Origin of the sequence: Streptomyces sp. NPDC058373, assembly GCF_042723275.1 — a bacterium.
Classification (GTDB): Bacteria; Actinomycetota; Actinomycetes; order Streptomycetales; family Streptomycetaceae; genus Streptomyces.
In genome coordinates this window covers 74,400-97,629 of sequence record NZ_JBHXJE010000009.1, presented here as the reverse complement: position 1 = coordinate 97,629, position 23,230 = coordinate 74,400, and the positions used below count along the sequence as shown (strand labels likewise).

The 23,230-nt window shown below is 65.9% G+C and carries 12 protein-coding genes; 7 read left to right on the top strand and 5 right to left on the bottom strand.

What is annotated here, in order from left to right:
* Positions 1-4: 4 nt before the first annotated feature.
* A complete protein-coding gene (locus ACFWMZ_RS08675) occupies positions 5-772 on the top strand; it encodes a DCL family protein (protein ID WP_383200325.1) in 768 nt (255 codons plus the stop codon).
* 415 nt (positions 773-1,187) lie between these two features.
* Here the strand turns inward: ACFWMZ_RS08675 and ACFWMZ_RS08670 are convergent, their stop codons facing one another.
* From ACFWMZ_RS08670 to ACFWMZ_RS08650, 5 genes are all read right to left on the bottom strand, one after another.
* The gene (locus tag ACFWMZ_RS08670) at positions 1,188-2,288 is read right to left on the bottom strand and encodes a hypothetical protein (protein WP_383200322.1); all 1,101 of its coding nucleotides are present in this window, start codon (positions 2,286-2,288) and stop codon (positions 1,188-1,190) included.
* Between the two features lie 46 nt (positions 2,289-2,334).
* Positions 2,335-5,250, bottom strand: a complete 2,916-nt coding sequence (locus ACFWMZ_RS08665; protein WP_383200319.1) for an NACHT domain-containing protein — start codon at positions 5,248-5,250, stop codon at positions 2,335-2,337.
* Between the two features lie 333 nt (positions 5,251-5,583).
* Positions 5,584-10,032: an AAA family ATPase gene (locus ACFWMZ_RS08660; protein WP_383200316.1), complete on the bottom strand. Its 4,449-nt coding sequence runs from the start codon at positions 10,030-10,032 to the stop codon at positions 5,584-5,586.
* Positions 10,029-10,568 carry a hypothetical protein gene (locus tag ACFWMZ_RS08655; RefSeq protein ID WP_383200313.1) on the bottom strand — a complete coding sequence of 180 codons (540 nt, stop codon included), beginning with the start codon at positions 10,566-10,568 and terminating at the stop codon, positions 10,029-10,031. Before ACFWMZ_RS08655 ends, ACFWMZ_RS08660 begins: the two co-directional genes overlap by 4 nt.
* Before the next feature lie 193 nt (positions 10,569-10,761).
* Positions 10,762-10,920 (bottom strand): hypothetical protein, encoded by a 159-nt coding sequence (locus tag ACFWMZ_RS08650; RefSeq protein ID WP_383200310.1) that lies wholly within the window; start codon positions 10,918-10,920, stop codon positions 10,762-10,764.
* 244 nt (positions 10,921-11,164) lie between these two features.
* Between ACFWMZ_RS08650 and ACFWMZ_RS08645 the strand changes: the two genes are divergently transcribed.
* From ACFWMZ_RS08645 to ACFWMZ_RS08620, 6 genes are all read left to right on the top strand, one after another.
* The gene (locus tag ACFWMZ_RS08645; RefSeq protein WP_383200307.1) at positions 11,165-11,506 is read left to right on the top strand and encodes a hypothetical protein; all 342 of its coding nucleotides are present in this window, start codon (positions 11,165-11,167) and stop codon (positions 11,504-11,506) included.
* Positions 11,507-12,621: 1,115 nt separating this feature from the next.
* Positions 12,622-16,023 (top strand): protein DpdE, encoded by a 3,402-nt coding sequence (gene dpdE / locus ACFWMZ_RS08640; protein WP_383200304.1) that lies wholly within the window; start codon positions 12,622-12,624, stop codon positions 16,021-16,023.
* On the top strand, positions 16,023-18,617 hold the full coding sequence (gene dpdF / locus ACFWMZ_RS08635; protein ID WP_383200301.1) for a protein DpdF: 2,595 nt from the start codon (positions 16,023-16,025) through the stop codon (positions 18,615-18,617). Before dpdE ends, dpdF begins: the two co-directional genes overlap by 1 nt.
* Positions 18,617-19,483, top strand: a complete 867-nt coding sequence (gene dpdG / locus ACFWMZ_RS08630) for a protein DpdG (protein ID WP_383200298.1) — start codon at positions 18,617-18,619, stop codon at positions 19,481-19,483. Before dpdF ends, dpdG begins: the two co-directional genes overlap by 1 nt.
* Positions 19,476-22,547: a protein DpdH gene (gene dpdH, locus ACFWMZ_RS08625; protein ID WP_383200295.1), complete on the top strand. Its 3,072-nt coding sequence runs from the start codon at positions 19,476-19,478 to the stop codon at positions 22,545-22,547. Before dpdG ends, dpdH begins: the two co-directional genes overlap by 8 nt.
* A complete protein-coding gene (locus tag ACFWMZ_RS08620) occupies positions 22,544-23,227 on the top strand; it encodes a hypothetical protein (protein WP_266469290.1) in 684 nt (227 codons plus the stop codon). The genes dpdH and ACFWMZ_RS08620 overlap by 4 nt, the downstream gene beginning before the upstream one ends.
* Positions 23,228-23,230 lie beyond the last annotated feature (3 nt).

Genomic DNA, 23,230 nt, shown 5'->3' with positions numbered 1-23,230 from the left:
AGAGGTGACCGGAAACTACGGTGTCTACGGCCTTGCCATACGCATGCCCGGTTACCTGCGTCGAACGGAGATACCCGTGCCCCGAGGAATCACGATCGGTGCGACCCGCTACCCCACCAAGGAAGCCGTCCGGAACATCTGCCGCAGCATCGTCCAGCGGTACGGCATAGGTGGTGACATCACCGAGCCCGACGACGATGCCTTCTGCCGCGACCTCCTCGAACGCCACCCCGAATACGACCTCAAGCGCGGGGCTGGCATAGCCCACTTCCGCGTCATCGCCCACACCGACCACGGCCGCAGAAGCGTCGGGATCGGCCTCGTGCGGCTCGACGGCGAAGTGGCTGACTTCTCGTGGAACGCCTGTCTGACGCCCTTCAGCCAGCGCACCCAGGTGCTTGCCGCCCTGCGGCACGCGGTTGCCGATCAGGTGGCAATCTCACGGAACGCGGCGCTCAGCTCCGGACAGCCTCTGCTCTGCTCCGTCACAGGAACGCCGATCCGGTCCGCGGCCGAGCTGCACATCGACCACGCGGCCCCGACATTCCTCGAGCTGGCGGAGGACTTCATCGCCGACCAGGGTGGCGTAGACGCCTTCCGGATACTGCCCGAGTCCGGCGCCGGAGTCAGCTACATAGAGCTGGAGGACAAGGACCTCGAGAGACGATGGCAGGAGCGTCATAGGGAGCGTGCAGTGCTTCGGCCGGTTCTGAAGCGGGTCAACCTGTCCGATCTACGGCGAGGGAATGGGCCAGGTACCACAACTCCATGAACCCGTTGCGGCCGTCCCACAGGGCGCAGAAACCCAGGCGGTCCGCGTAGGGCAGCGATCCCCCTGCTTGCTCCAGCGCACTCTGTGCCGCAAAGCACCACGGCTCGTTGGCAGTTCACCCATGCCCTGGAGCAGGAGAAGGACCGACCGGTCGGTGACGCAGAAGGGGAGCTCATCCGGCTGTTCAACCGGCTGAATGAGTGGTCAGATGCTCTTGCCACAGCTGATCGTGCATGCCCTCATCGTGCCCTCTTGTCCATCTCCTGCGGGGCACGGATCGGCGCGCTGGCCCACGCGCCGCGTATGACCTGCCCAACCAGGGCGACAAGATCGCCAAGATGCCGTGGCCTGCAACATCCGTTGGTCATCGTGGGCATCTGATCGGCTCTATGGCCGCCCGGCTCGTCGCCGCGTTTCACGCCTGCCGGCTTTCAGATGGCGGCGAAGGCAGGGTGCAGTCGAGGGTGAAGGCTGCGACGGGTACACCCTTGAGAGCTCGCTGTGTTCGGGCCTGTTGCTGCTGGTGCTGGTCAACGGAGGTGAGCGTGTGATGAGTTGCGGGGCAGGATCGCCGCTTGGTAGCCGTCCAGCGGTCGCAGTCAAAGTAGCCGGTCAGCAGGACGCCTGCCGTATGCGGGGTGTTCAGGTATCGGCCGACGAGTTGGTGTTCCAAGGCTGTGGGCAGTGTGCTGTTCCAGCAGCCTTTGCACTCGATCACCAGTCTGACCGGGTCATGTCCACTGTCTGGCGGAGCTGGGACCTCGATCTGGATGTCGGTGCGGCGGCCGGCCAGACCCGGGCGGTCGAGCTGGACTTCACGATTGACGACGACGCGGTAGCCGCCGATGTCCTGCAGGAGGAACGCGGCAAGGATGTCGCTGAGGTCTTCCTCCCAACAGGGCCACCACTCGGCTTGGGTTGCGGAGGACTCCGAGCGGTTCCACAGGGCGATGCTCAGGCCGTTGGGACGATGCAGGGCGTGTTGGAAGCGGCCGAGAGCCTCCAGCACGAGCGTCAGGAGGTGTCCTTCGTCAGTGACCCAGCGGCGTTGGTGTGAGTGCTCGGCAAGTGCTCTGAGCTGAGGGGGCGTTACCGGGGCATGCAGGGATTGCGCGGCTGCGATCGCGGTCTGCCGGGCGAGGTGGCGTAGACGCCACAGTCCTGTCTGAGAGGCCAGACGGCGCAGCTGGTGGGCGGCTTGTGGCGTGTTCTTGGCCTGGAGGAGCGGCGGAATGGATCGGATCAGCTCGCCGCAGTGGTCCTCGCCGATCCAGCCGGAGCGCAAGGGCGGGTCCAGGGTTTCCGCTGTCACATGTCGGGCGAGCACGAGGTACAGCTCGGCGAGGGCTTCCTCGGTCAGGCCAGCCAACTGGTGCGGCTGGGTGTAGTGGTGGACGAGGCGTTGGCCGAGTTGGTCGATGTAGGCGCGGGCGAGCACCTCGTTGTTCAGGCGTTTGTGCACGAGCGGCCACAGTTTCGGCAGTGCCGGACAATGCAGCAGGATCTGCGCTGCCATGAGCCATCGGGTCAGGGTTTCGGGTGTCGTGGCCGGGCGCGAGGGGTCAAGGTCGAGGGCCGCCTGCAGGCGCGCGGGGGCGCTGGGGTGGCCGGTGAAGGCCAGGGCGCTGGTGACGCCCTGCCAGTGTTCGGGGACGCGGTCGGGGTGGTCGGCCCAGACGGTGAGAGCGTCGACGGCGTCCGGCTGTGTGTGGACGCTGAGGCGGCGGGCCAGGTCGTGCGTGGTGTCGGCGTCCGTGTGGGGGGGCGCGGAGCACCTCGTCAAGCAGGGTGATCAGCGCGGGGCCAGCTTGTTCAGCGCAGTAGGGCAGGAAGGCATCCCGGACGACTTCGCCAGGGGATGTGTAAGCGTTCGTGGTGGCCAGGGCGAGAGCCCAGCCGGCCCAGTGAGCAGGCGTCGCCGAGGGGAGTTCGTCCGGGGTGCTCAATACGGCGAAAGTGCTGAGCTCCAGCATCAGGCGCGGATTGGCGCGCCCGCCGTAGGCCAGCAGGTGCGCTGGCAGGGGCGGCGCGGTGGTCAGCACCTGTCGGGCGGCAGTCTTCAGCTCCGCATCGAGGTCGCTGCCCTGACCTGGACGGGACGGGGCGTGGTGCGCCCACAGGAGCAGCGGGTCCTCCCACAGGCGAGGAGGCTCGGTTCCGTCGCGGGTGCATCTGATCTGGTCGATGACGGTGCCCCAGGCGCGGCGGATGGTCTCGGGGCTGGCGGTGTGGACGGCGGCAAGTCCTTCGCGCAGCCGGGTCTCGTTGTAGACACGATTCTCGTCGGGAGTGGTGTCGGCGTCTTGTCGGGGTTCTGGGGCGGGGGCCCATCCTTCGGTGATCTGTCGGAGGGTGGGATGGGCGCGGCAGGCTGCTTCAACCCGGGTTTGCAGCTCGGGGTCGGTCGGCGGGGTGATGGACACGAGCAGCCGGGCTAGTGCGGGTGGCACGTCAGCGAGTTGTTCCCAATGCTCCATCCAGTAGAACGCGTCGTCGTACGTGGTCAGGCAGCCATGCGGCACCGCGCTCCAGACGCGGAGGAAGTCCTTCTCGCCGAGGTGGCTGAGCAGATGGAGTGTCAGGGCGCGGCGCAGGCTGTGCTGGGCTCGCAGGGCGTCGCCCAAGGCCTCGTGTTCGGTCCGGCCTTCAACGCTGTACAGCAGATCTCGGTGGTTGGCCAGCGCGATGAGGGTCTCGCTGATGAGGGTCTCGGGATAGGGCAGTCCAGGAAGTCCGTCGGTGCCGGCCAGGGTGACCGCGCGGCTGATCAGACTGGTGGCCAGGACGATGCTGTGCCCGGGTAGCGGCTGCTGAAGCGTGTCGCGGGCCCACAGCAGAGCCTGGGTGGTCTGGGCTGCGGTCAGTTGGGCGGGGATGTCCGAGCGCAGCACCCACGCATGGCCGTAGTAGTCGGCGGCCGGATCGCGAAGGAGGTCGAGCAGTTCTCGCAGGGACAGATGGCTGGGCCACAGTCGGGAGAGGGCGGCAGCGACGACTTCCGGTGAGGGGTCATCGGCCGCCCGTTGCCTGATCCGGTCCACTGTCTGGACGTCTTCAGGTCGGAAGTCGGCGATGGCGCGCAGGGCAAGGGCGCGTAGCTCCTCGGACAGGCTGGTGGTCTCGGTGACCTGCAGCAAGGCATCGTTCAGCTCTGGATCGGGGCAGCTTCGGGCCACGCGTAGCGCCGTGTACACGACCAGCTTGTCCGCGTCTGGTCGCAGGCGGGACAGGAGTTGCTGTGGCAGTCCGGGGTGTTCGAGACGGTGCAGCGTGGTGTGGTCGATGTCGATGGTGTCGTCTCTTTGTGCTAGGCTGAAGATGGCTTCGACGACTCGGGCCCGGTCGGCGGCCGGCCGTGCGGGCAGATCGGCCAGGAGGAGCACCAGCGGGTCATCGCGCAGGAGGTCTTCGAAGAGGGTGCTGTCGGTGCCGCTGCGCCAGGCGGCCACTTCGCGGTGGGCCAGGTAGATGTGCCGCGCTGCGCCGTCTCCGACCCACAACAGGCCGGCCTGGGCGCGTGGGTCGACCTGGTGGGCGTGCAGGTAGTGGGCGGCCAGGAATTCTTGGTAGCTACGGTGTGTGAAGGTCCACCGCAGCAGGCCGACAGGGTCGAGCAGATGGGACTCGGTCAGCTGGCGCAGTTCGTCGGTCGTGCATGGGACCTGGCCGTCCAGCAGGCCGGGCTCCAGTCCGCCTTCCAGTTCGGCCAGGGTGATCTCCCTGCGACCGGAGGGCCGTGGGGAGGCATCGCTCAGCACGTTGTGTGTACCGAACTGCATCGCGGCCGCGACGCGGGCGGCGACCGGCAGCAGACGCTGCCCCGTGGGCTGAGCCCGCAGTTCACGTATGTCGGCCGGGCGCCGGGTCTCGGAACACAAGAGCACGCAGGCCTGCTGGTAGGCGTCTGCCGCAGTGGCCGGCAGGGTCCCTTTGACGCGGTGGTATTCGAGCAGTTGCAGGAGGGTGACGGGCGTCCTGGACAGCTGCGTCAGGCCCCGCTCGTGCAACAGGGTGCTGAAGGCATCAGCGTCCAGACCGTAGTCTTCAGCGGCGACGGCAACATCGTGGTCGCTGAGCGGGGCCAGGGTCATGTGCTGTACCTGAAGCGGCGATTGCCAGTGCCTCGTGAGGGTGTCCTGCAGGACGTCGGGCCAGCGCCCCGTGCGGCAGCTGAACCGCAGCCTCAAATTGCTTCGCTGGTCCACGGTGAGCGAGTCAATCCAGTCGGCAATCAGACCGCCCAGGGCAGGCAGGACGTTCAAGCCCTCGTCGACGCTGTCCAGGAATACCCACCACTCCCCCGCCACCCGGGCAGCGGACGTGGCAGCCAGAGCTGTCACGGCCTGGGACTCTGTCTGGTGCCGCCCCAGGTTCACCCACCGCGCCTTGGCACCCGCAGCCTCCAGAGTCTGGTACTCCTGCACAAGCGCCACTGACTTGCCCGCGCCCCGCTCTCCGAACAGGGCGAGCACCGGCACGTCCCGTAGCTCCTCCAGCCGCCGGCCGTGGTCCCCTTCCGCTGCAGGCGCGCTGCTCCGGTCTCGGCCGGGTGCCCAATCTCCCAGCGGTACAGTCTGCCGCGCCCAGGGGTAGACCACTCCGGACAAAGATGCTGTCGTCACAGGTCCAGAGCGTAGAGGGATGCACTGACATCGCCGGTGACGGAGTTCGTTGGCCACCACCGAGAAGCTGCCGTGTGGAGTCGCGGATCGCGAACCCACCGCCGACAGAGCCGACAAATGCCCAGCAGCTGAGCCTCTTCAGGTTCGGCGTCACAACCTTTAGGCGGACCAGGCGGGCGAAGCCCCGGTTCACAGGTGGACGGTCGATGCGGCGAGCCCTCGCGGGCTGCCGAAGACGATGGTTGGCTGGCCGTCCTGGCCGTCCTGACCGTGAGTGTCGGGCGGGAGCACGGCGAGTGAAGTGACGGGTGCTGCGGTGATCAGTCGCAATATCTCTTCGCCGGTCTGGCAGTCCCAGGCCCGGATGGTGGTGTCGTCCGTGCTGGCGCTGATCAGCAGGGGCTGGGAGTGGGCCGGGTGGTGCAGGACGGTCAGGGCGGTCACTTTCCCTCGGTGGCCTTGCAGAACAGGCAGAGCTTCCCTGCGCGGTGTGGTGGGGTTCCACAGCCTGATGACGCCGTCGGCGCCGCCGGTTGCAAGGAGCGGGCCTGGTGCGTCGGGGAGGGTGATGAAGGCCAGGCTGTGCGGGCTTCCGATGCGCTGGGGCAAGCGGGCATGGGCCGGTTGGCCGGGGTGCAGCAGGCGGACGGTGCGGGTGGCCACCGCCAGCAGGGGTGATTCGCCAGCGGGTGCTGCGGCCAGGGCGCGGATGGCGCCGTCGGTGTGCAGTGTGTCCCTGTATGGGGCGTACTCATCGTCGAGGGTGTAGTAGACGAGACAGGAGTTGCTGAACCCTGCGGCCAGGACAGGGGGTTGGGACGGCACGGTCGGCAGGAAGAGCAGGGTGCGGGCATGGCTGCGGCGGGTGCGGTCGAACGGTGTCTGCAGGGCATGGTGGTCGCCTTCGGTGAGGATGCGAAGGCTTCCGTCGCTGTAGCCGACGGCAAGGGGCGTGGGACGGTGGCGGGAGGCGTTCTCCGGGGCGGCCAGGGCGGTGATGTGGTGGCCGGGAAGGTCGGGGCCATCGTGCGGGTGGGACGTCGTCTGCCCGGTTGTGGGAGAGATCTCTATGACGGTGTTCGCGTCGTAGCCGCTGATGAGGCGGGGCGGGCCGGCTTGTCGCGGGAGGAGGGTGACATGGTCTGCGTGCTGGTCGGCTCTCGGATTGTCGTGGGTGTCGTCGCGGGCGGGATCCCAGAGCCGGATGGTTCCGTCCATGGAACCGGACACGACGAGTGGTTTCCTGCCCACCCGCAGGACGGCCAGACCGCGGATGGCCTTGGTGTGTTCGGCGGGCAGAGTGTAGTGCTGTTCTCCGTCGTCGGGGTCGACCAGGGTGATGCTTCCGTCGACACCGCTGCCGAGTACCAGCAACGCGCCGTAGACGGGGTCGGGGAATTGGGCCGTCGAGGCTACTGACCGGCGGATGGGGGCGTGTGGCTGGGGTCGTCTGGTGACGGGGTCGAAGATCCGCACGCCTTTGCCGGAGCGGGAGGCGATCGCCAGACGAGGTTGGCCGTGCCGGTCGGTGAATGCCTGCAGCGCCGAGGTGCCCATGCCCATGCCGGGCAGTTGGCCGACGCTCTCGAGGGTGTGCGCGTCCAGTAGCGGGATGTGTGAGCCGTCTTCTCCGATGGCCAGCAGCGTCTGGCCGTCGGGCAGGGTGATGGTCTCCAGGGCGTGGACGGTGGCGGGACGGCGGTCAAGCGTGCGAGGGCGTTCGCTCACTATGGCTCCGTTGTAGGGGTCCATCGTGAGCACGCCCTGCGACGTCGCAACGGCCAGCAAGGTGCCCCGGTGCGGGCTGGTGAACAAGGTGAGGGCTCTGATGCGGCCGTCGAGCATATTCCAGATGCGTCCGGTATCCGGGTCGCACCGCCACAGGCCGGCATCGCTGCCCACCACAAGGAGCGGGGCGGTTTTCCTCCGGCCTGCGCTCAGAACGGTCATGGCGCGGGCATAGGGTCCGAGGTTGGTGAAGGGTGCTCCGAAGGGGACTCCGGTGCGGGCGTCCCACATGGTGACGGAGCCGTCGACGTGGCCGGCGGCCACGATGGTCGATTGGTCTGTACTTCGGAAGGTGACGAGCTGGCAGATGCCGCTTGGGGTGCCCGCGAGGATGTTGTTGGGCAGGTGGAGGCGGTTCCAGCGGGGTCCCAGTGATGGCGGCCGGGGCAGGGTGTCGGGGCGCGGCAGGGGTTGGCCGGTGCCGGCGTGTTCGGCCAGTGCCAGGCTGTCGGCCCGGGCGGCGGGTGGGGCGTCGGCCAGGAACGGCTCAATGCGGGACCAGGCGGCCAGGCGCCGGGTGCCGGCCTGAGCGGTGACGGGCAGTCCCAGGGCGCCGCGGATGCGGCCGTGGGATTCGAAGGGCAGGAACGAGGCGGGGATGTGCGCGTCGTCGAGGACACCGCCCGCCTCGGCGTGGGCGATCAGGTGACGGCGTAGGTAGGGGTGCGGGGGCTGCTGGGGTGCGGCCTCAAGGAGACGAGCAAAAGCCTGGGTCAGATGGGCGTGTACCTGGACACTGCCGGTGTCGGGGGTGCCGTCGAAACCGGGCAGGGTCTGTTCGATGAGCAGGGTGTGGGGGGCGGTGCGCAGGGTTTCGCTGACGCGTTCGTGGATAGGCCGGTAGACGGCTCGGCCGTCTTCGACGGCGGTCGTCAGATATCCGGTGAGGCGGCTGTTGCGCACCAGCCGGATGGTCGCTTCCGGGGTGTCGCAGCCGGGTTCGAGGCCGCGGACGGCGGCCGGCCACACGGTCGCCCAGGGCAGTCCGGCGCCCAGCGCGAATGCCGTGGCGCGCAGGACGGCCAGGAGGTCCTCGGGCCTGGTGCGGGTGTGCCGGGCGACGTCCGCGAGGTCCTGTCGCAGCAGTTCCTGGGTTCCCTCGCGTAGTTGGCGGCGCCATCGGGAGTCGGGCGGCGCGGGCAGGAAGGTGCGGGCATGCAGTTGTTGGGCGGCCAGCCGAGCGTCCAGGAAGGAAGGAGTGACCTCCTGTGCGATGGCGGCGGCGACCTCGGCAATGGGCTGGTCACTGCGGTGGGCCAGCCGGGATCCCGTGGCGGGTTCGGCGTGCAGCAGGGCTGCGGTGTAAACGGCGATGTCCTCTTGGGCACTGTCGTCGTCGGTGCGCAGCGGGGCGGCTGCGTGGGTGGCCTGGCAGAGCAGGTCGAGGAGGCCCCGTTCGGCGTGTGTGTCCCTGACCGGGAGAGTGTGGCGGGAGGGGGGTGGTGAGCTGCGGATGCCGAGGATGAGCCGGACCGCGTTTTGGCCGTCGCTGTGCAGGGCGGCGAGGGGGCCCAGGACGTCGGTGATGATGCGATGCGGGGTTCTCGCTTCGTCGATGCCGTCGACGACCACGGTGAGCGGCCGGCCGGTGCGGGCCAGGGTGGTGCGGGCATGGCCGCGCAGCAGCTCAGAGGCGTCCGTGCCGGCCGACACGGGCTGGCCGGTGAGTGCCCGATAGAGCGCGGCGGACAGTTCCAGCGGGTCGGTGTTGCGGGCCAGCACCGCGGCGTCGATGGCGCCGATGGGCACCCGCAGTTCTTCTGGGATCGCCTCCAGGTAGGGGCGGTAGGCGGGGTTGTCGCAAAAGCGCGGGTCGCTGAGGGTGACCAGGCGGGCGAGCAGCGCGCTTTTGCCGGTGCCGGCCTGCCCGGTGACGATGAGCTTGCTGTCGCTGCCGGCGAGGAAGGCGTTCATGCGGGTGACGAGTGCGGTGCGGCCGGTGAAGTACCAGCCCGCATCACCGGACATCTGGCCGCTGGCCCTGGTGATCCAGTAGTCGTCGATGTCGGGCCGTGTCCATCCGAGTTGGCTGCGGGCATCTTCCAGCAGGGTGGTGTCGGTATGGCCGGGGTTGGGCAGGCAGGGGCTCAGCTCACGGGCGGCGAGGCGACGGCTGACGCTGCGAGGCGGCCACAGGACGTGAAGGTCGGCCATCTGCGCCGGATCCCACACCGTGTCCAGGATGGTGTGAAAGTCTTCCCAGCTCAGGTGGGAGCGGGCGTATCCGTTGGCTTCGTCGGCGCAGTGCGCGTGGACGGCCGCCAGGGCGGCGGTGAAGGCGCGCAGGCGGGGTGTGCTGTCTTCGTTGCCTGCGGCCAGGACGACCAGCGAGCTCAGGGCGTGCCGGTCGGGGTGCAGGGCCTTGAGGGTGCGGTCGAGTTCTTCGGCGAGGCGGCCGGAGAAGCATGAGTCGACCATGACCAGCACGTGCTCGGCCGGAGAGTCGAGGGCTGCCGCGATGAGTTCGGCTGTGGGGAACGCGGTGGCCAGGGGCCGGTCGGTGTGGGTGTCGGGCAGACGGAGGAAGTGCTGTGGTCCCGCAGGGGCCAGGCCGTGGCCGGTGAGGTAGATGACGAGGGCTTCGTCGTCGGATGCGTCGATGAGGTTCTCGTCGATGAGGAACGTTCTCAGATCATGGACGCTTTGCAGGGGTTTGGGCGGGTGGGAGGGTTCGAAGCGGCGCTGGTCGTCCAGGCGAGGGCTGTTCCACCAGTCTTCGACGACGGCGACCTGGGCGTCGATCCCGTCGCGGAAGGCCCTGCGTTTGGCCGGGGTGCCGTCGTCGTAGTCGCTGACGGCGATCACGAGGAGGCGGCGCTCGGAGGTGGCGGGGGCGTGCTCGTCGGTCATGACCAGGTGTCGGTGACGGCGCGGGCGACGGGGAGGGTACGCAGGTACTTGACGGCGGCATGCGGGTCGAGGCGGCCGTTGTCGACCTCGACGTCCCTGACCTGGTCCGTCGTCAGGGCCAGGCCGGCGGCGCCGGTGACGGCATCGTCCGGGTCGAACACGTTGATCCACCGCAGGCGGGGCGCGATCTGCGTCAGCCGCCCGTCGGTGATGCCCATCCCCCGCTGGACGGTGGGGATGGCCAGGGGCGAACCGCAGGTGACGAAGGTGTGCACGGCCCCACCCGCCGTGCCGGGCGCGGCGATCTCCTCGTGGCGGAGAAGGTCGTAGGCGATCACGCTGCCCAGGGAGTGGCCGATCAGGACCGTGGTGTGCGCGTCGGCGCTCTCCAGGATGTGTTTGCGGACCAGGCTGGCCAGGTCCGGTTCGGTCAGGTAGGTATGGACCTCGCGCAGGGACCGAATGAGTTTGCTGGCCCGGCCGCCGGGCTTGCGCCGGTCGTAGGCGATCGCACGCCGGGTGATGCTCGGCGGCACCTTGACCAGTCCGAGGGTCGTGGGGTCGACCTGCGCGGCGTAGGCGCGTTCCTGCGGGGTGAGCAGGTCGTCCAGTGCCTGGACGACGAACGCCTCCTCGTCCGCGGTGAACGGTGTCGGTCGTCAGGGAACGCCTCCCTCGTGCTCAGCCCGCCCTCGTCATCGGCCAGGAGGGCCGACCAGTGCGGCACCTTCAGCACCGGGCCAGCACGCTCGCCGCCGTGGGCGTTGCGCCGCCGTGGAGCAGTTTCACACCGCGATCGAGAGCATCGCGCCAGCTCTTGGTCAGCTCCCGCTGCGATGTCTTGCCCTGCCCGATCCCGTGCACCCCGAGCACGTACTGCTGCCCCACCCGCCCCCGCCCTCTCCCCTTGGCCTGCTGTGCTGAGAGGACACTCTACGGGTGCGACCGCATCCCCACCGGAGCACCAACCCCTCTCACGTGGGGAGTTACAGCAAGGGCGGCTTCGTAGAGTGTGTAGCCCTCCCCCGCCAACGAGCCCCGCGCACCGGCTACCACCCCCAGCCGGCGGAACAGCAGTGCGCAGGCCCGGCGCACCCACTTGTGCAAACCCAGAGCCGACGCGCCAAGGAAGATGAACCCTGTGCACGACGACCCCAGCTCCATCGCAGCGTTGCTGCGAGCGAGGTATCGACGACGTCTACCCGCCAGCCTGAACGAGTTGGTCGGACCCGAGCACGGGAGGGTGGACCTGCCGCTGCACATCGCGTGGTCCGGACTGCGCACCCTCGATCTCGACCTGCCGCGCCAGCGCATGAGCCTGTACAGAACGGTGCTCGCCGAAGGCATGCGTGACGACCTGTGCCGCTTCCTCAACCGGAACATCCTGCGTGAGCTGTGGCCAGTGCTCCACAAGCTCATCAGCAGAGCCATCAAGGACGTCTGGGAGGAGGTATTCCCTGAACTGCGTCCATGATCACCTTCCGGAGCGCTCCCCCAGCACGCCGCAGTAGGCGTTCTCACTACAACTGCGGCAAGCTCATCCAACCTGCAGGACCGCAGGTCAAACGGCCCGAGCAGGGTCCAGAACCCGTCGCAATCCACCTGCGGCACCGCAGGATCAACGGCGCAACAACGGTGCAACCTCACACCCCACGGGGCCCGCGCATGTGTGGTACCACCCGTGTTGTGGTCGTGCCCTGAGCGGCACGGCCTGCGGGCGCTCGCTGTCCGCCCCTTACCCATCGGGAAAGGCACGGGGCCTCGCTGGACGGCGGCCCGTCAAGGCGCTGCTTGGCAGAACTGAGCGTGGCACAGCGTCAGGTCGAAGAGCGGCTTCCTCATCGCCAGCCGTCACAGCTCGGCCGGCTCTCCAGCTGGCGAGCCCGAGAAGGCCGCGCGCTGGGTGCTGCCGCCACCCCAAGGCCGGAGCGGCGCTGGCTCCAGGCCGCCGGCCAGATCCGGTTCACCCGCTGATCGATGCGCGTTGCAGGAGATATCCGTACGCCGGGCGCGGCGACAGCTGGCCGGCGGGTCCTCCCTCCCAACCCTGCCCGCCTTCCACCGCCAGCGAAGGCGTACCCACGCGGCTGCCGTTCCTTACGTCGGGTGGTGCGTGCGGGGCCGTTGTCAGTGGGATGCGGTAGACGTTGTGTCGTCAACGGGTCGAGGGGGGAATGCCGGTGGCGGCACCGTACCGTCCGGTCAGTGGCCCTGTGCCGTGGAGAACACATCTTCCCTGCGCCAGAGTTCACTGGAGGACGTCATACACAGCTCGCACAGTCAGGCAAACTACTTCATTAGGGTTATAAACCTGAACTTCGAGGATGAAATGCCCCTGGGCGCAGAGTGAGCGCAGTCGAGGGTGGTCGCGTGGAGTACGGGTGAACCGCCCCACCCGGCCGACGCAGGGGGTAGCGCCCTCTTCGGCGTCTGACCTGCGGAAACGATGACGAGGTAGCTTGCCTCCCCTATCATCCGTTGCACGCTACATATGTGGGGTGCCACTGTATCCGGTCGCTGCAAACGACACATCCTCAAAGGTCCAACAACCCACAGGAATTGTGATCAAATAGTGAAGGATATGCAGCTATGGCACCGGGGGTGCTACGCCCCGGGGAGGGGCGATCTGCACAACAGGCGGGGAGCAAGATCGTGAAGCAGGGTCACGTGAGCGGCGTAAGACAACTCGGCACCTTTGTGCGGATATCGGGGGGTCTGGGGATCGGCAAAGTCGGGGAGGTAGAGGGGGGGCGCGTCCGCGTTGACTACTTCGAGTCGCCGGCCGCGACGATCGCACAGTCGCAGTGGGTGGCGGACCACCTAGTGCACCGGGTCATCCTGGAGCGCGAGGAGCGCATCTGGTGGAGGAGTCCGGACGGGCTATGGAACGCGGGTCGAGTCATACAGGCAGAGCCCGACCGACGTTCCTACATCGTGAGGTTCCCCAATGTGGACTACGACCTACCTGTTCGTGAGGAGCATCTTCACGTGCGGTGGGATCGCCCTGTGTTGGACCCCGCTGCGGATCTGACCGTCCGCGGTGGCAGTACGACGCCGTACCGAGACGCGAGACTCCCAGTCCTTAAGAACCTCGTCCGGCAGCGTGGTGCCTGCGCCGACATGAGCACGTTCCTCTCATCGACGGTGGAGATCTTTCCGCATCAGGTGAACGCCGCGCTCACGGTCCTCTCCGACCCGGTACAGCGGTACCTGCTGGCCGATGAGGTTGGCCTGGGGAAGACGATCGAGGCCGGGTACGTCATTCGCCAGATCCTCATCGACAATCCCGATGCGTGCGTGGTGGTCGTCTCGCCGGCCGCTCTTCGCCGACAGTGGTTGTCCGAACTCAAAGCCAAGTTCCACATCGGGGACTTCCCTGATGCGACGATCGTCGTCACCAGCCACGAGACGCCCGAGAAGTGGGCTGGATATAGGCATGCCGACCTCGTCGTTGTGGACGAGGCCCACGCACTCGTGCAGGCAGGTCCGGACGAGACGCCTTACAAGGAGTTGTGCGAGCTCGCGCACTCGGCCGAGCGGCTGCTGCTGCTGTCCGCCACCCCCGTGACGTCGGGCTACCTGACGAACCTCGCTCTGCTTCACCTGCTCGACCCAGAGCTCTACTCGTGGGAGCGGCGCCAGGACTTCGAGGACCGCTACCGCATGCGCGAGGAGTTGGCCAACTCGGTCTACTCCCTGGACCCGGAGTACACGTATGTCATCCGGGACAGCATCGACGAAATTCGAGCACAGGTTCCCTCGAGTGACGTCCGTCTGGCTCAGCTCGCGGACAAGGTCCTCGACATGCTCGACGAGGAAGACGAGCTGAACAACCCTGATCAGCAGGATGAGTTCGCCCGTCGGGCCACCGAGCTGCGCGCTCACATCAGTGAGACGTACCGGATCCACCGCCGAATGATTCGCAACCGGCGTGAGGCGGTGCTGCAAGAGGCCAGTGGCCCGGACGCCGAGGCACTCCCCTATGAGGTGCGCGGCCGCCAGCGTCCCGAGGCCCTCTACTCGCCCTCAACGGTCGTAGAGGCCGGGGGTGAATTCGTAATGCGCTGGTGGAACTCGGTGCGGGAGCATCTGGAGAACGAGGGGATGAGCGATCAGCTCTCGCAGTACGCCATGCCCTTGGCAGTTCTCACGTCGCGGGCACTCGCGCTTCCGTACGACGCCATCGATGCGCTGCGGTGGCGGGTGACGGCCAACGCCGATGCTTCCGAACGTGCGGGGCTCTCACCGAGAGAGCAGGAACTGCTCGCCGGTGTGCCGGTGATTGCCTGCGAGCAGACCGTGCTGGCCGAGGCCGAGAGGGACTGGCCTGCGGGGAGCGAGCCGAGCGAGGAGAACCTGAAGCACATCATCCGGGCGTTTCTTCCTGTGATACGGAGGGCAAAGCGCACCGTCGTTTTCTGTGGACCCGGCCGGCTGGCTGGCGCGCTCGCAGGTCGGTTGCGCCCCGACTTCCCGAAGGTAGTGATCACCGAGCACACTCGTGCCCTGGGCGCGACCCAGGCTGCAACTGAGGTCTCTCGTTGGGCAGACCAAACGCCCGGGCAGGCGGTACTCCTCGTCGACGACACAGCCGAAGACGGCCTGAACCTGCAGGCAGCCGACTGTGTCGTCCATCTGAGGCTTCCCTGGTCGCCCAACCAACTGGAACAGCGTCTGGGCCGCATTGACCGCTATCCAGGGCCGGCTCTGCCTGGAACGATTGGTCCCGCGCTTCAGTTCCGACTGGCCGAGGAGAACGGCCCAGACGGCTCTTTCACGGAGGCATGGGCCGCTCTTCTCGGGGATGGTTACAGGGTTTTCGACCATTCTGTTTCCACCCTGCAGGACGCCATAGCCCAGTCGGTCACCAGCGTATGGACCGGTGCAGTTGAGGACGGGCCGGAAGGGCTTGTAGCGCAGCGGGAGGTCGTGGGTGCCCGGCTCGGCAAGGAACGCGACGAGATCCGCAAGATGGACCTCCTGGAGTCCATCCACGTTTCGACACAGCGCCTGCGCAGCGTTCCGGCCGCGCTGACGGAAGTCGAGCTTGATTGGTCCGAGACGGAAAAGGCGCTCCTCGCCTACACGGACGGCACCGGAGGGGGTATCAAGCTCCCTTCCCTCGATCGTTCCATCCAGGGATCCCCGGCTTGGCGCTTTCTGATCAACGATGGCTCGACCCGTCCGCTTCTTGCTCCCCGTCACTGGAAGCGGATCAAAGATCGAATCCCGAACGATGAGATCGCTCACGCGATGTTCAACCGGTCGCGCGCACTCCGCAGTCGCGACGCACGACTGTTCCGCGTTGGCAATCCTCTGGTGGACATGCTGTCCGATGCCGTCCTCAGCGACAGTCTCGGGCAGAGTGCCGCCTTCAGGCGGATCGACCACGGGATGCCGCCGGGGCAGGAGCCGCAACCGTACTTCGGTTTCGATTTCCTCATCGAGGCGGACACCTCTGCCGCACTGAAGCACGTCAAAGACAGTGCGGACGCCGGAAGGGCCCTACGCCGCCAGGCGGATCGGATCTTCCCTCCTGTCATCAGACGCGTTTGGATCGAGTCAGGCACGAACCGGCCCGTGACGAAGGACGCCCAGTTGGCCTTTCTGAATCGTCCGTACGACAAGAGCAAGGGTGACCGCAACTACAACAGCCACCGTGCCTCGGAGTTGTTCGAGGTGTTCGGAGGCCAGGAACTCGCGGCCAAGTACGTTCGTGACGCACAGCAAGCCGCACTGGGGTTTCTGCACAAACACACGGATCTCGCGGCAGTCTGTCAGGACGCCCAGCACAAGGCGCTGGAGGTTTCCGCGGTTCTGCACTCGCAGGCCCAGGCTCGGCAAGCGGCCGGCCGACTTCTTCGCGACACCGAAAGCCTGGTCACCGACGCGCAGGTGCTGACTTCTCTCGCCGATGGGCTGTCGCAGCCCGCTGTCCGGATCGTGGCGGCTGCCTGCCTGGTACGGCGCGGATTGGAACTGGCCTACTGATGTCTGAAGACGCATGGGTGAGCGCTCAGCACCTTCTCAACGAGTGGCCCGAGGTGAAGCCGGACATCCTGGCCAAGGGCGTTCTCCGCCGTTTGGGAGACGCCCTGGCCGGGCTACAGAACGGCGCTAGCGGCTGGCTGGACATTGTCTCGCTGACTCGCCAGCTCCTGTTGCACCACCAGGCGCTGGGGCGGACGGGTCATTTGTCCGTGCCCTTGCGAGAGGGCCTGCCTACCGTTGATCAGTGGCGACAGGGCGGCTGCAACGTGCTGGTCGATGGAAGCCGCGTGCTGCTGCGAGGTCAGGAATGGGCTCCGGTTGACGGTGACGGACCGGCGCACAAAGCAGGGCTTGCCCAGGTCCGTGAAGCGGTCCTGGGCAAGGACTCCGTCCTGCGCCGGGTCCTGGAAGCCGCGCCGGCCGACCCGTTCTGGAAGGACGTCCTCGGCTACGACCACTACCTTTCCAAGGGGCAGCGCCAAGCAGCCCGCTCGGTAGTCCTGATGCCGCCGGGTGAGACACTTCTGATCTGCCTACCCACCGGCCACGGCAAGACGCCGGTGGCACTGGCCGGTGCCATGCTGGCCGGCCGGAACAGTGGCGTGTCATTGATGGTCGTGCCCACCGTGGTCCTGGCCATCGACATGGAGCGACGTGTCCGTGAATTGCTGAGCAGGCGTGATCCCGGCGCTCTGCACAAGCGGTATGCGTATTTCGCAGAGTTGGACGACGCTGCCAAGGAGCAGATGCGATCGGACATTTCAGCCGGGCGGCAGGCACTAGTAATCGCTTCTCCGGAAGCTGTGGTCGCCGGGCTCAGCAAAGCCCTTCGCGATGCCGCCCAGGACGGGCACCTGAACTACGTCGTCCTGGACGAGGCACATCTCGTCGAACAGTGGGGCAACGAGTTCCGCTCGGAGTTCCAGAGCCTCGCTGCCCCACACCGGGCTTGGCGAGAGATCGCTCCCAAGGGGCGTGCGCCCAGGACAGTCGCGATGAGTGCCACGCTCACCGAGCAGCAGGTGACGACGCTACGGGACCTGTTCGGTTCCGGTGAACACACCAAAGTGGTCTGGGCCTCCGAACTGCGCAGCGAGCCTGCCTACTTCTTGGACGCCTTCGACTCGGAAGAGGAGCGGTCCGCAGCAGTTCTGAGGGCTGTTGTGCGCCTCCCGAAACCCATGGTGCTGTACACGACACAGAAGAAACACGCCACCGAGTGGGTTGAGGCGCTGCGCACGGCAGGGATGCAGCGGGTCGCCGTCGTACACGGGAACGTCAATGACGCTGGGCGTCGTCGCGCGCTCGAGGGCTGGTCGGGCCACACGAGTCATGGTGCTGTCGCGACCGAGTACGACGTCGTCGTCGGCACCTCCGCCTTCGGGCTGGGGGTCGACCTCGACGATGTACGCAGTGTCGTGCACGCTTGCGTGCCCGAGACCGTGGACCGCTACTACCAGGAGGTCGGGCGTGGTGGCCGCGACGGGAGTCCCTCGATTGCCTACCTGGCGTCGGCACCCAGCGACCATGGCACAGCCCAGTCACTGAATGAGCAGAAGATCCTCATGGCAGACACTGCTTGGGGACGGTGGCGGGCGATGTTCACCAAAGGACAGCACCTCCGCGCAAACAGGTACTTGCTCGACTTGACCCTGCGGCCACCGCGGATGCCCGTTGGGTACGCCACGCACAAGGACTGGAACGTTCGCCTACTCAATCTCATGGCTCGCATGGGGATGATCAGGGTCTTCCCTCCCACGCCTCCGGTTCGTGAGTCCGACGAAGATTCCTCGGACTGGCAGGAGCGAATGACCGCGTTTTACGAAACAGCCCGAGACCGGATCGAGATCGAATTGGTGGAGGGGCGGACCAATGATGCGGAGTACTTCCGCGTCGCATACGACCGCATCCGCTCGGGTATCAAGGATGCCCAGCGGAACTCTCTGCACAGGATGTTGAGCGTCCTGCGTCAGGAAGGGTGCATCGCGGACACCCTGGCCGAGTACTACTCAATCACGGGAGCCAGCGGTGGGCGTCACTACACCATGGCAGCCTGCCGCGGATGTTCTCACTGCCGACGTCAGGGACTTCCGCCTGGAGGGGTGGCGTCCTACTACCGCAAGCCGATCTCGCCCGACCCGGCCACTGTCGAGTGGCCCCCGTCTGACAGCCCTCTGGCCCACTTGCACCCGCAGACCTCGCACTTCAGCATCTATTGGCAAGACCCTGCAGAACGCAAGGAGAACTTGGTCCCCGTGCTCGTCAAACTGGCACGGTCGGGTGTAACCCACTTCGCCGGCCCTGGTGTTCGCGAGGAAGTGGCCCAACAAATACAGGAACAGGCACCAGGTCATCCGGTGCTCGTCGATCATGACGGCGGCCTTGTGGGAAGTGGCACCACAGCCACGATCGCATGGGTTGCTGATGACGCGACATCGCTCCTCGACGAAGACCTCCGGTACCGACTCGAGGATGGGGAGCCTTTGTATCTCCTGCTTCCGCGGCAAGTAGAGGACCCGACCAGGCCCGGGGTTCCCTTCGTAACTACTCACCCGTCGTTGAACATCCAGCAAGTGAGGAGCGAGTTCAGGTAATGGCATTGCTTAACACGCCCGTGCCGTATCCCGGCGAGATCTGGGTCGTCGTACGCTTCCTGGCCTCGCAATCCAGGCCCGTTCCATATGACACGCTACATACCTTCCTCGAGCCGCACAGCCACGACTCGAAGAAGCTCACCACTGTCCACCACGCGCTCTCCACCCTGCGGTCGCTGGGGCTCGCCGAGGAAAGCGGCGACGGTCAGGACTGGATGTTGGCGGGTGACCTTGCAGACCTGCGTCCGGACGGCTATGCCACCTTCCAACGCGCACTGCGGTCCGCCGTGCTGGGCCTTCGTGGGCACCAGCCGGCCGAAACCGCCGATGACCTGCGGCGGGCTCTCGTCTGGAGCCTGACCCGGGATCCGTTCTCGGAGTCCTTCAATTGGGCCATCGTGGACAGTCGGCACCAGAAGGACGCACCGGATGGAGAGTTGGTCTTTGTGAACCCCACGCGATGGCCACCGTTCACGGCCTGGGCGGCATCTCTTGGCTTCGGTGCCCCGGCTCCGCACATCGCCCAACGCTATATTCCGGACTGCACTCGCGCCGTTCAACAAGTGCTGGAAGAGCACCTGCCGGCAGGCGCTCCTGCGGATGCTCTGGATGTCTTGCGCCTGCTGCGTGAACACCTTCCCGTCCTTCCTGGTGGAGGAATCTCGGAGAATTTGGGCTATGGACTGCCGGACGACCGGACTGTCGGCACGGCACTCTCCTTCGCCCTGATGAGAGGCGAACACGAGAAGTGGCTCGTCATGAGCAGCGATTCGGACGCCAAGCAACCGATCAAGTTGCAGGACCCCGAGCGCCTGTCCATGCGCCTTTGTTCCTCCATCACGCGGCAGGAGGCCACCAATGTCTGACTTCAAGCGCTACGTCTGCTGGGACGTGGAGAACGTGATCTCCACGATCCAGACGGAGGCGGTCGTTGCCTCGCCTGCCGTCTTTCTCTCCACGCACACTCGGTTGAGCATCCAGCGTTCCCGGATTAATGGCCGGTCGTTCAACAGCACGGGTGAGAGTGTCACGGAGGAGGACGTCCGCGACGATTTCCTGAACCGGCGGACGAGCACCAGAACGCTGCTCCTGCCGGTGGTCGGTGAGTCAGGGTCCGGCAAGTCTCATCTGGTTCGCTGGGTCAGGGAGAACATCCAACTCACCGACGACCGGAAGATCATCTACCTCGAAAAGTCCAAGACGAGTCTGCGGCATGTGATCGACTCCCTCCTCGACGGTGTCGAGGACGACGAGATCGAGCAGATCCGCAAGGACATCCGACATGTCACCGGGACCTTCAACGCTGCCTCGCTGGCGCGCCGTCTCATCACCCAGTTGAGCGTCGCCCTGGCGGACCTTGGTAGGGACATGGTCTCGGGGAAGAAGCGTCAACTCGTCGGACCGCGAGGCATCTCGCTGCTTCTGCAAGATCCGCTTCTACAGGAACAGATGCTTGAGCCCGGCAAGTTCATTCCCCAATTCGCCCAGCACTTTTTGAGCGATCGGGAGTCCGGTGAGGAGCGTCGTCCCCGCTTCTCTTTGGAAGACCTCCCCTTGAGCCCGGATGCCATTGCTGGCGACATGGCAGCCCCTACTCGGCAGATCTTCGGCTTCCTCATGTCCAGGCCTGAACTGCAACTGCTGGCCGTAGAGTTGCTCAACGAGCACTGGGACAAGGCCGTTCAAGAACTGTCGACGCTTGGAGGCGGTCGACTCCTTGGAGCAATGCAGAAGGTGCGCGAGATCTACGCCCGCCAGGGTAAGGAGATCATCCTTCTGGTGGAGGACTTCGCACTGATCCAAGGTGTGCAGGGTGACCTGCTCGACGCGATCACCGAGACGTCGGAACGGGAAGGGCAGACGGCCCTCGCGCCCATGCGGACCCTCATGGCGATCACGAGTGGCTATTTCCACGACCTTCCGGAAACTGCAGCCACCAGGATCGGCGCTTCCACCGGAGGATTCGTCTACAACCTGGACATCGTCCTGGGAGAAGGAAAGACCGGCACAGAGGACATCGCATCGTTCGTCGCGAGGTACCTCAACGCCGCCAGAGTTGGGCGTGGTGCACTGGAGAACGCTGGCAGCGGTTCAGTTCCGAACAGGTGCGATGAGTGTCTCGTAAAGGATCTCTGTCATGATTCTTTCGGTGCTTCCGCCGAGGGGTTCGGCCTTTATCCATTCAATCGTCCGGCTCTAACTCGTGTCGTTCACAGCCTGGCCCTGGATGAGAACCCCTACGCCTTCGTACCGCGCGACGTTCTCGGCAGCGGAATCATCCCGATCCTGACCGACGCGTACGGCGCGATCAGGAAGGGCGACTTCCCAAGCGCCTTCTTCCAGGAGAACTACAAGACCGTCAGAGGTGTCGACCAGGCATTGCCCAACAGTGTCAGCGAAGATATCGAGACGCACGACCCCCTGAACGCCAAGCGCCGACGGACGGCGCTGGAGTTTTGGGCCGACGCTCCGACTCGGTTGGTAAATCTGAAACAGGGCATCAGCGAAGCATTTTCCCTGCCTGACCTGGCTGTTGACGACCTGCACGACAAGTCAATTACTCCGGTGAAATCGGATCGCACCATCCCGCAGAAAGATCGGAGCACTCCCCCACCGCCGCCTCAAAAAGAGCTGCCCGCTCTGCAGCGAAAGATTCAAGTGGTGGAAAACTGGGCCGCCACAGGTTCTCGCCTCACCACGGACGAGGCAAAAATCATTCGCACCATCATTTCAAAATCGGTCATTTACAGGGAGGATTGGCTAACGCCTCCGGTAAAGCCGGTAGGAATCACCGACACCGAAAAGTCCGGATGGGTTTCGAAGAACGTTAAATCAAACCAGGTCTCAATCGAAGATGCGAGCTCAGAGGCGATGAGTGCGGGGGCGCCCATCGTACTCAAGCGCAACCCTGCGACTGGCGAGTTTTTTAAGAGTCTCCTCCGACTGTCCGCGGACGTGGTAGACGGGGTGCGCGGGAAGGACATCGTTCGTCTCGCTAGCATCGCTGACGAGTCCAGGCCCGCTATGCGAGAGCGCGTTGTGCGGAGCCTGGAACGCACCGATAGAGACTTGGTCGCTGGGTTGCGTGTTTCTTTGCTCGGCGCTGCACTGGCCGGACGCGTCGTTCCCGGTATGCCGATCGACGCCTTGTACACAGCAGCATTCGACGTAGGGCACGAGTGGGCGCGGCCGGACGTATCGTCGCGCACTGAGGCTTGGATGGACCGACTCGATACACACATGCAGCATCGCAGCAATCTCGTGGACACGTTGCTGAGTTCCCTGGGAATTGGGCAGGGTGCCACGGGAACGGTCCACGTCGTTGACGCTGCCCGTGCCCTTCCTCTCGTGAAGGAGGCAGTGGCGGAGTGGGACTTGTCGGCCGTGGAGCTTCCGCAATGGGTCAAGGGCGCCGGCCAGCCCCTGCGTTCAGGGTGGGCATCCGTAGTGCGCGGTCAACTCCAGGAACTCCGCCTACTCTTCGGTGAGATCCGAGCGTGCTTCCCCAAGTCGAGCGGCCCCGGTGACCGCCTCGTCCAGCAGGTGTCCACGGCCCTGCAGATGGCAAAGGCAGAGGGCATCACAGGACCCCAGGGGCCCGAGTTGGAGATTCGGGCTGCTGCTGTCGCAGAAGCCGACTGGAACACTCTGTCCGTGTTGGAGAAGGAATTGTCTCAAGTCGCCACCAACCTCCAAGGCGAGTCGGCTGAAAGCCTCCTGGCCGTGGTGGCCCCGATGCGGTCACCACATCTCCGTGAGATGCGCGACTACCTGAAGATTGCCGACTCCTTGCTGGACACGGCCCTGGCTGCGGCGCGGATGCAGAGCCAGAACGCGGTCAGCGACGCCGCGGACCAGTTGGCAGGTCTTTTGGGGGAATGGAAACAGGCCGTAGACGACGCCAGTATCCGTGCGGAGGTAGGCAAGTGAGCAGCGTTACGGTTCTGGAGAAGGCTCAGGAGCTTCAGAACACGGCCCGCAGCATCTCTGAAAGCCAGAAGGAGCGGGACGACCAGGAGCGGGTGCTCCGACGTATCGATGAGGTGCGTACAGCGCTGCAGGCCGCGACGATCCAGCGACAGACCGCGGTTTTGCTGCGCGAGCGCACTGACCAGGCTCTGGACGTGTCTGGGTTCGAGGCTGCACGGGCCAAGCTCGAATCGAAGTCGCGGGGTGGCCTGCCCGGCGACCGGGCTTTCGTCGATGCCAAGCGCGCCTTGGATGCATTTACCAGCGAGCTGAGCGCTTCGCTCAGGCAGCTCTGGAAGGCGTGGGCCACCGCACGGATCCAAGAGGTCTCTCCGGCTCGGTTCGTCACCCTTGGCCCCGATGAGCGGCTGGAAGCAACTGGGCTCTACGAGTCGATGAAGACCAAAGCGAATCGCTCCAAGGTCGACAGTGCCAGCATACTCACATTCTGTAGCGATCGCGACACGCTGCTGAGGCTCCTTGAGCACGCACCGGACGATGCCCCGGAAGAGCTCCTCGAGCTCATCAACCGGCTCGACGCAGGCGGGGTCACTCTTCGAGAGCTCACCGACACGGACATCACGCTGCTGCGAAACTACGACCAGGACTGCTGGTTTACCGTCACTCGGAAGGCGGACTGACGA

Bases quoted from the DNA above. Each gene is read 5' to 3' on its own strand.
- ACFWMZ_RS08645 (WP_383200307.1), top strand. From the start codon at position 11,165: ATGAACCCTGTGCACGACGACCCCAGCTCCATCGCAGCGTTGCTGCGA.
- dpdF (WP_383200301.1), top strand. From the start codon at position 16,023: ATGTCTGAAGACGCATGGGTGAGCGCTCAGCACCTTCTCAACGAGTGG.
- dpdE (WP_383200304.1), top strand. From the start codon at position 12,622: ATGGCACCGGGGGTGCTACGCCCCGGGGAGGGGCGATCTGCACAACAG.
- ACFWMZ_RS08660 (WP_383200316.1), bottom strand. From the start codon at position 10,032: ATGACCGACGAGCACGCCCCCGCCACCTCCGAGCGCCGCCTCCTCGTG.
- dpdH (WP_383200295.1), top strand. From the start codon at position 19,476: ATGTCTGACTTCAAGCGCTACGTCTGCTGGGACGTGGAGAACGTGATC.
- dpdG (WP_383200298.1), top strand. From the start codon at position 18,617: ATGGCATTGCTTAACACGCCCGTGCCGTATCCCGGCGAGATCTGGGTC.
- ACFWMZ_RS08670 (WP_383200322.1), bottom strand. From the start codon at position 2,288: ATGGCAGCGCAGATCCTGCTGCATTGTCCGGCACTGCCGAAACTGTGG.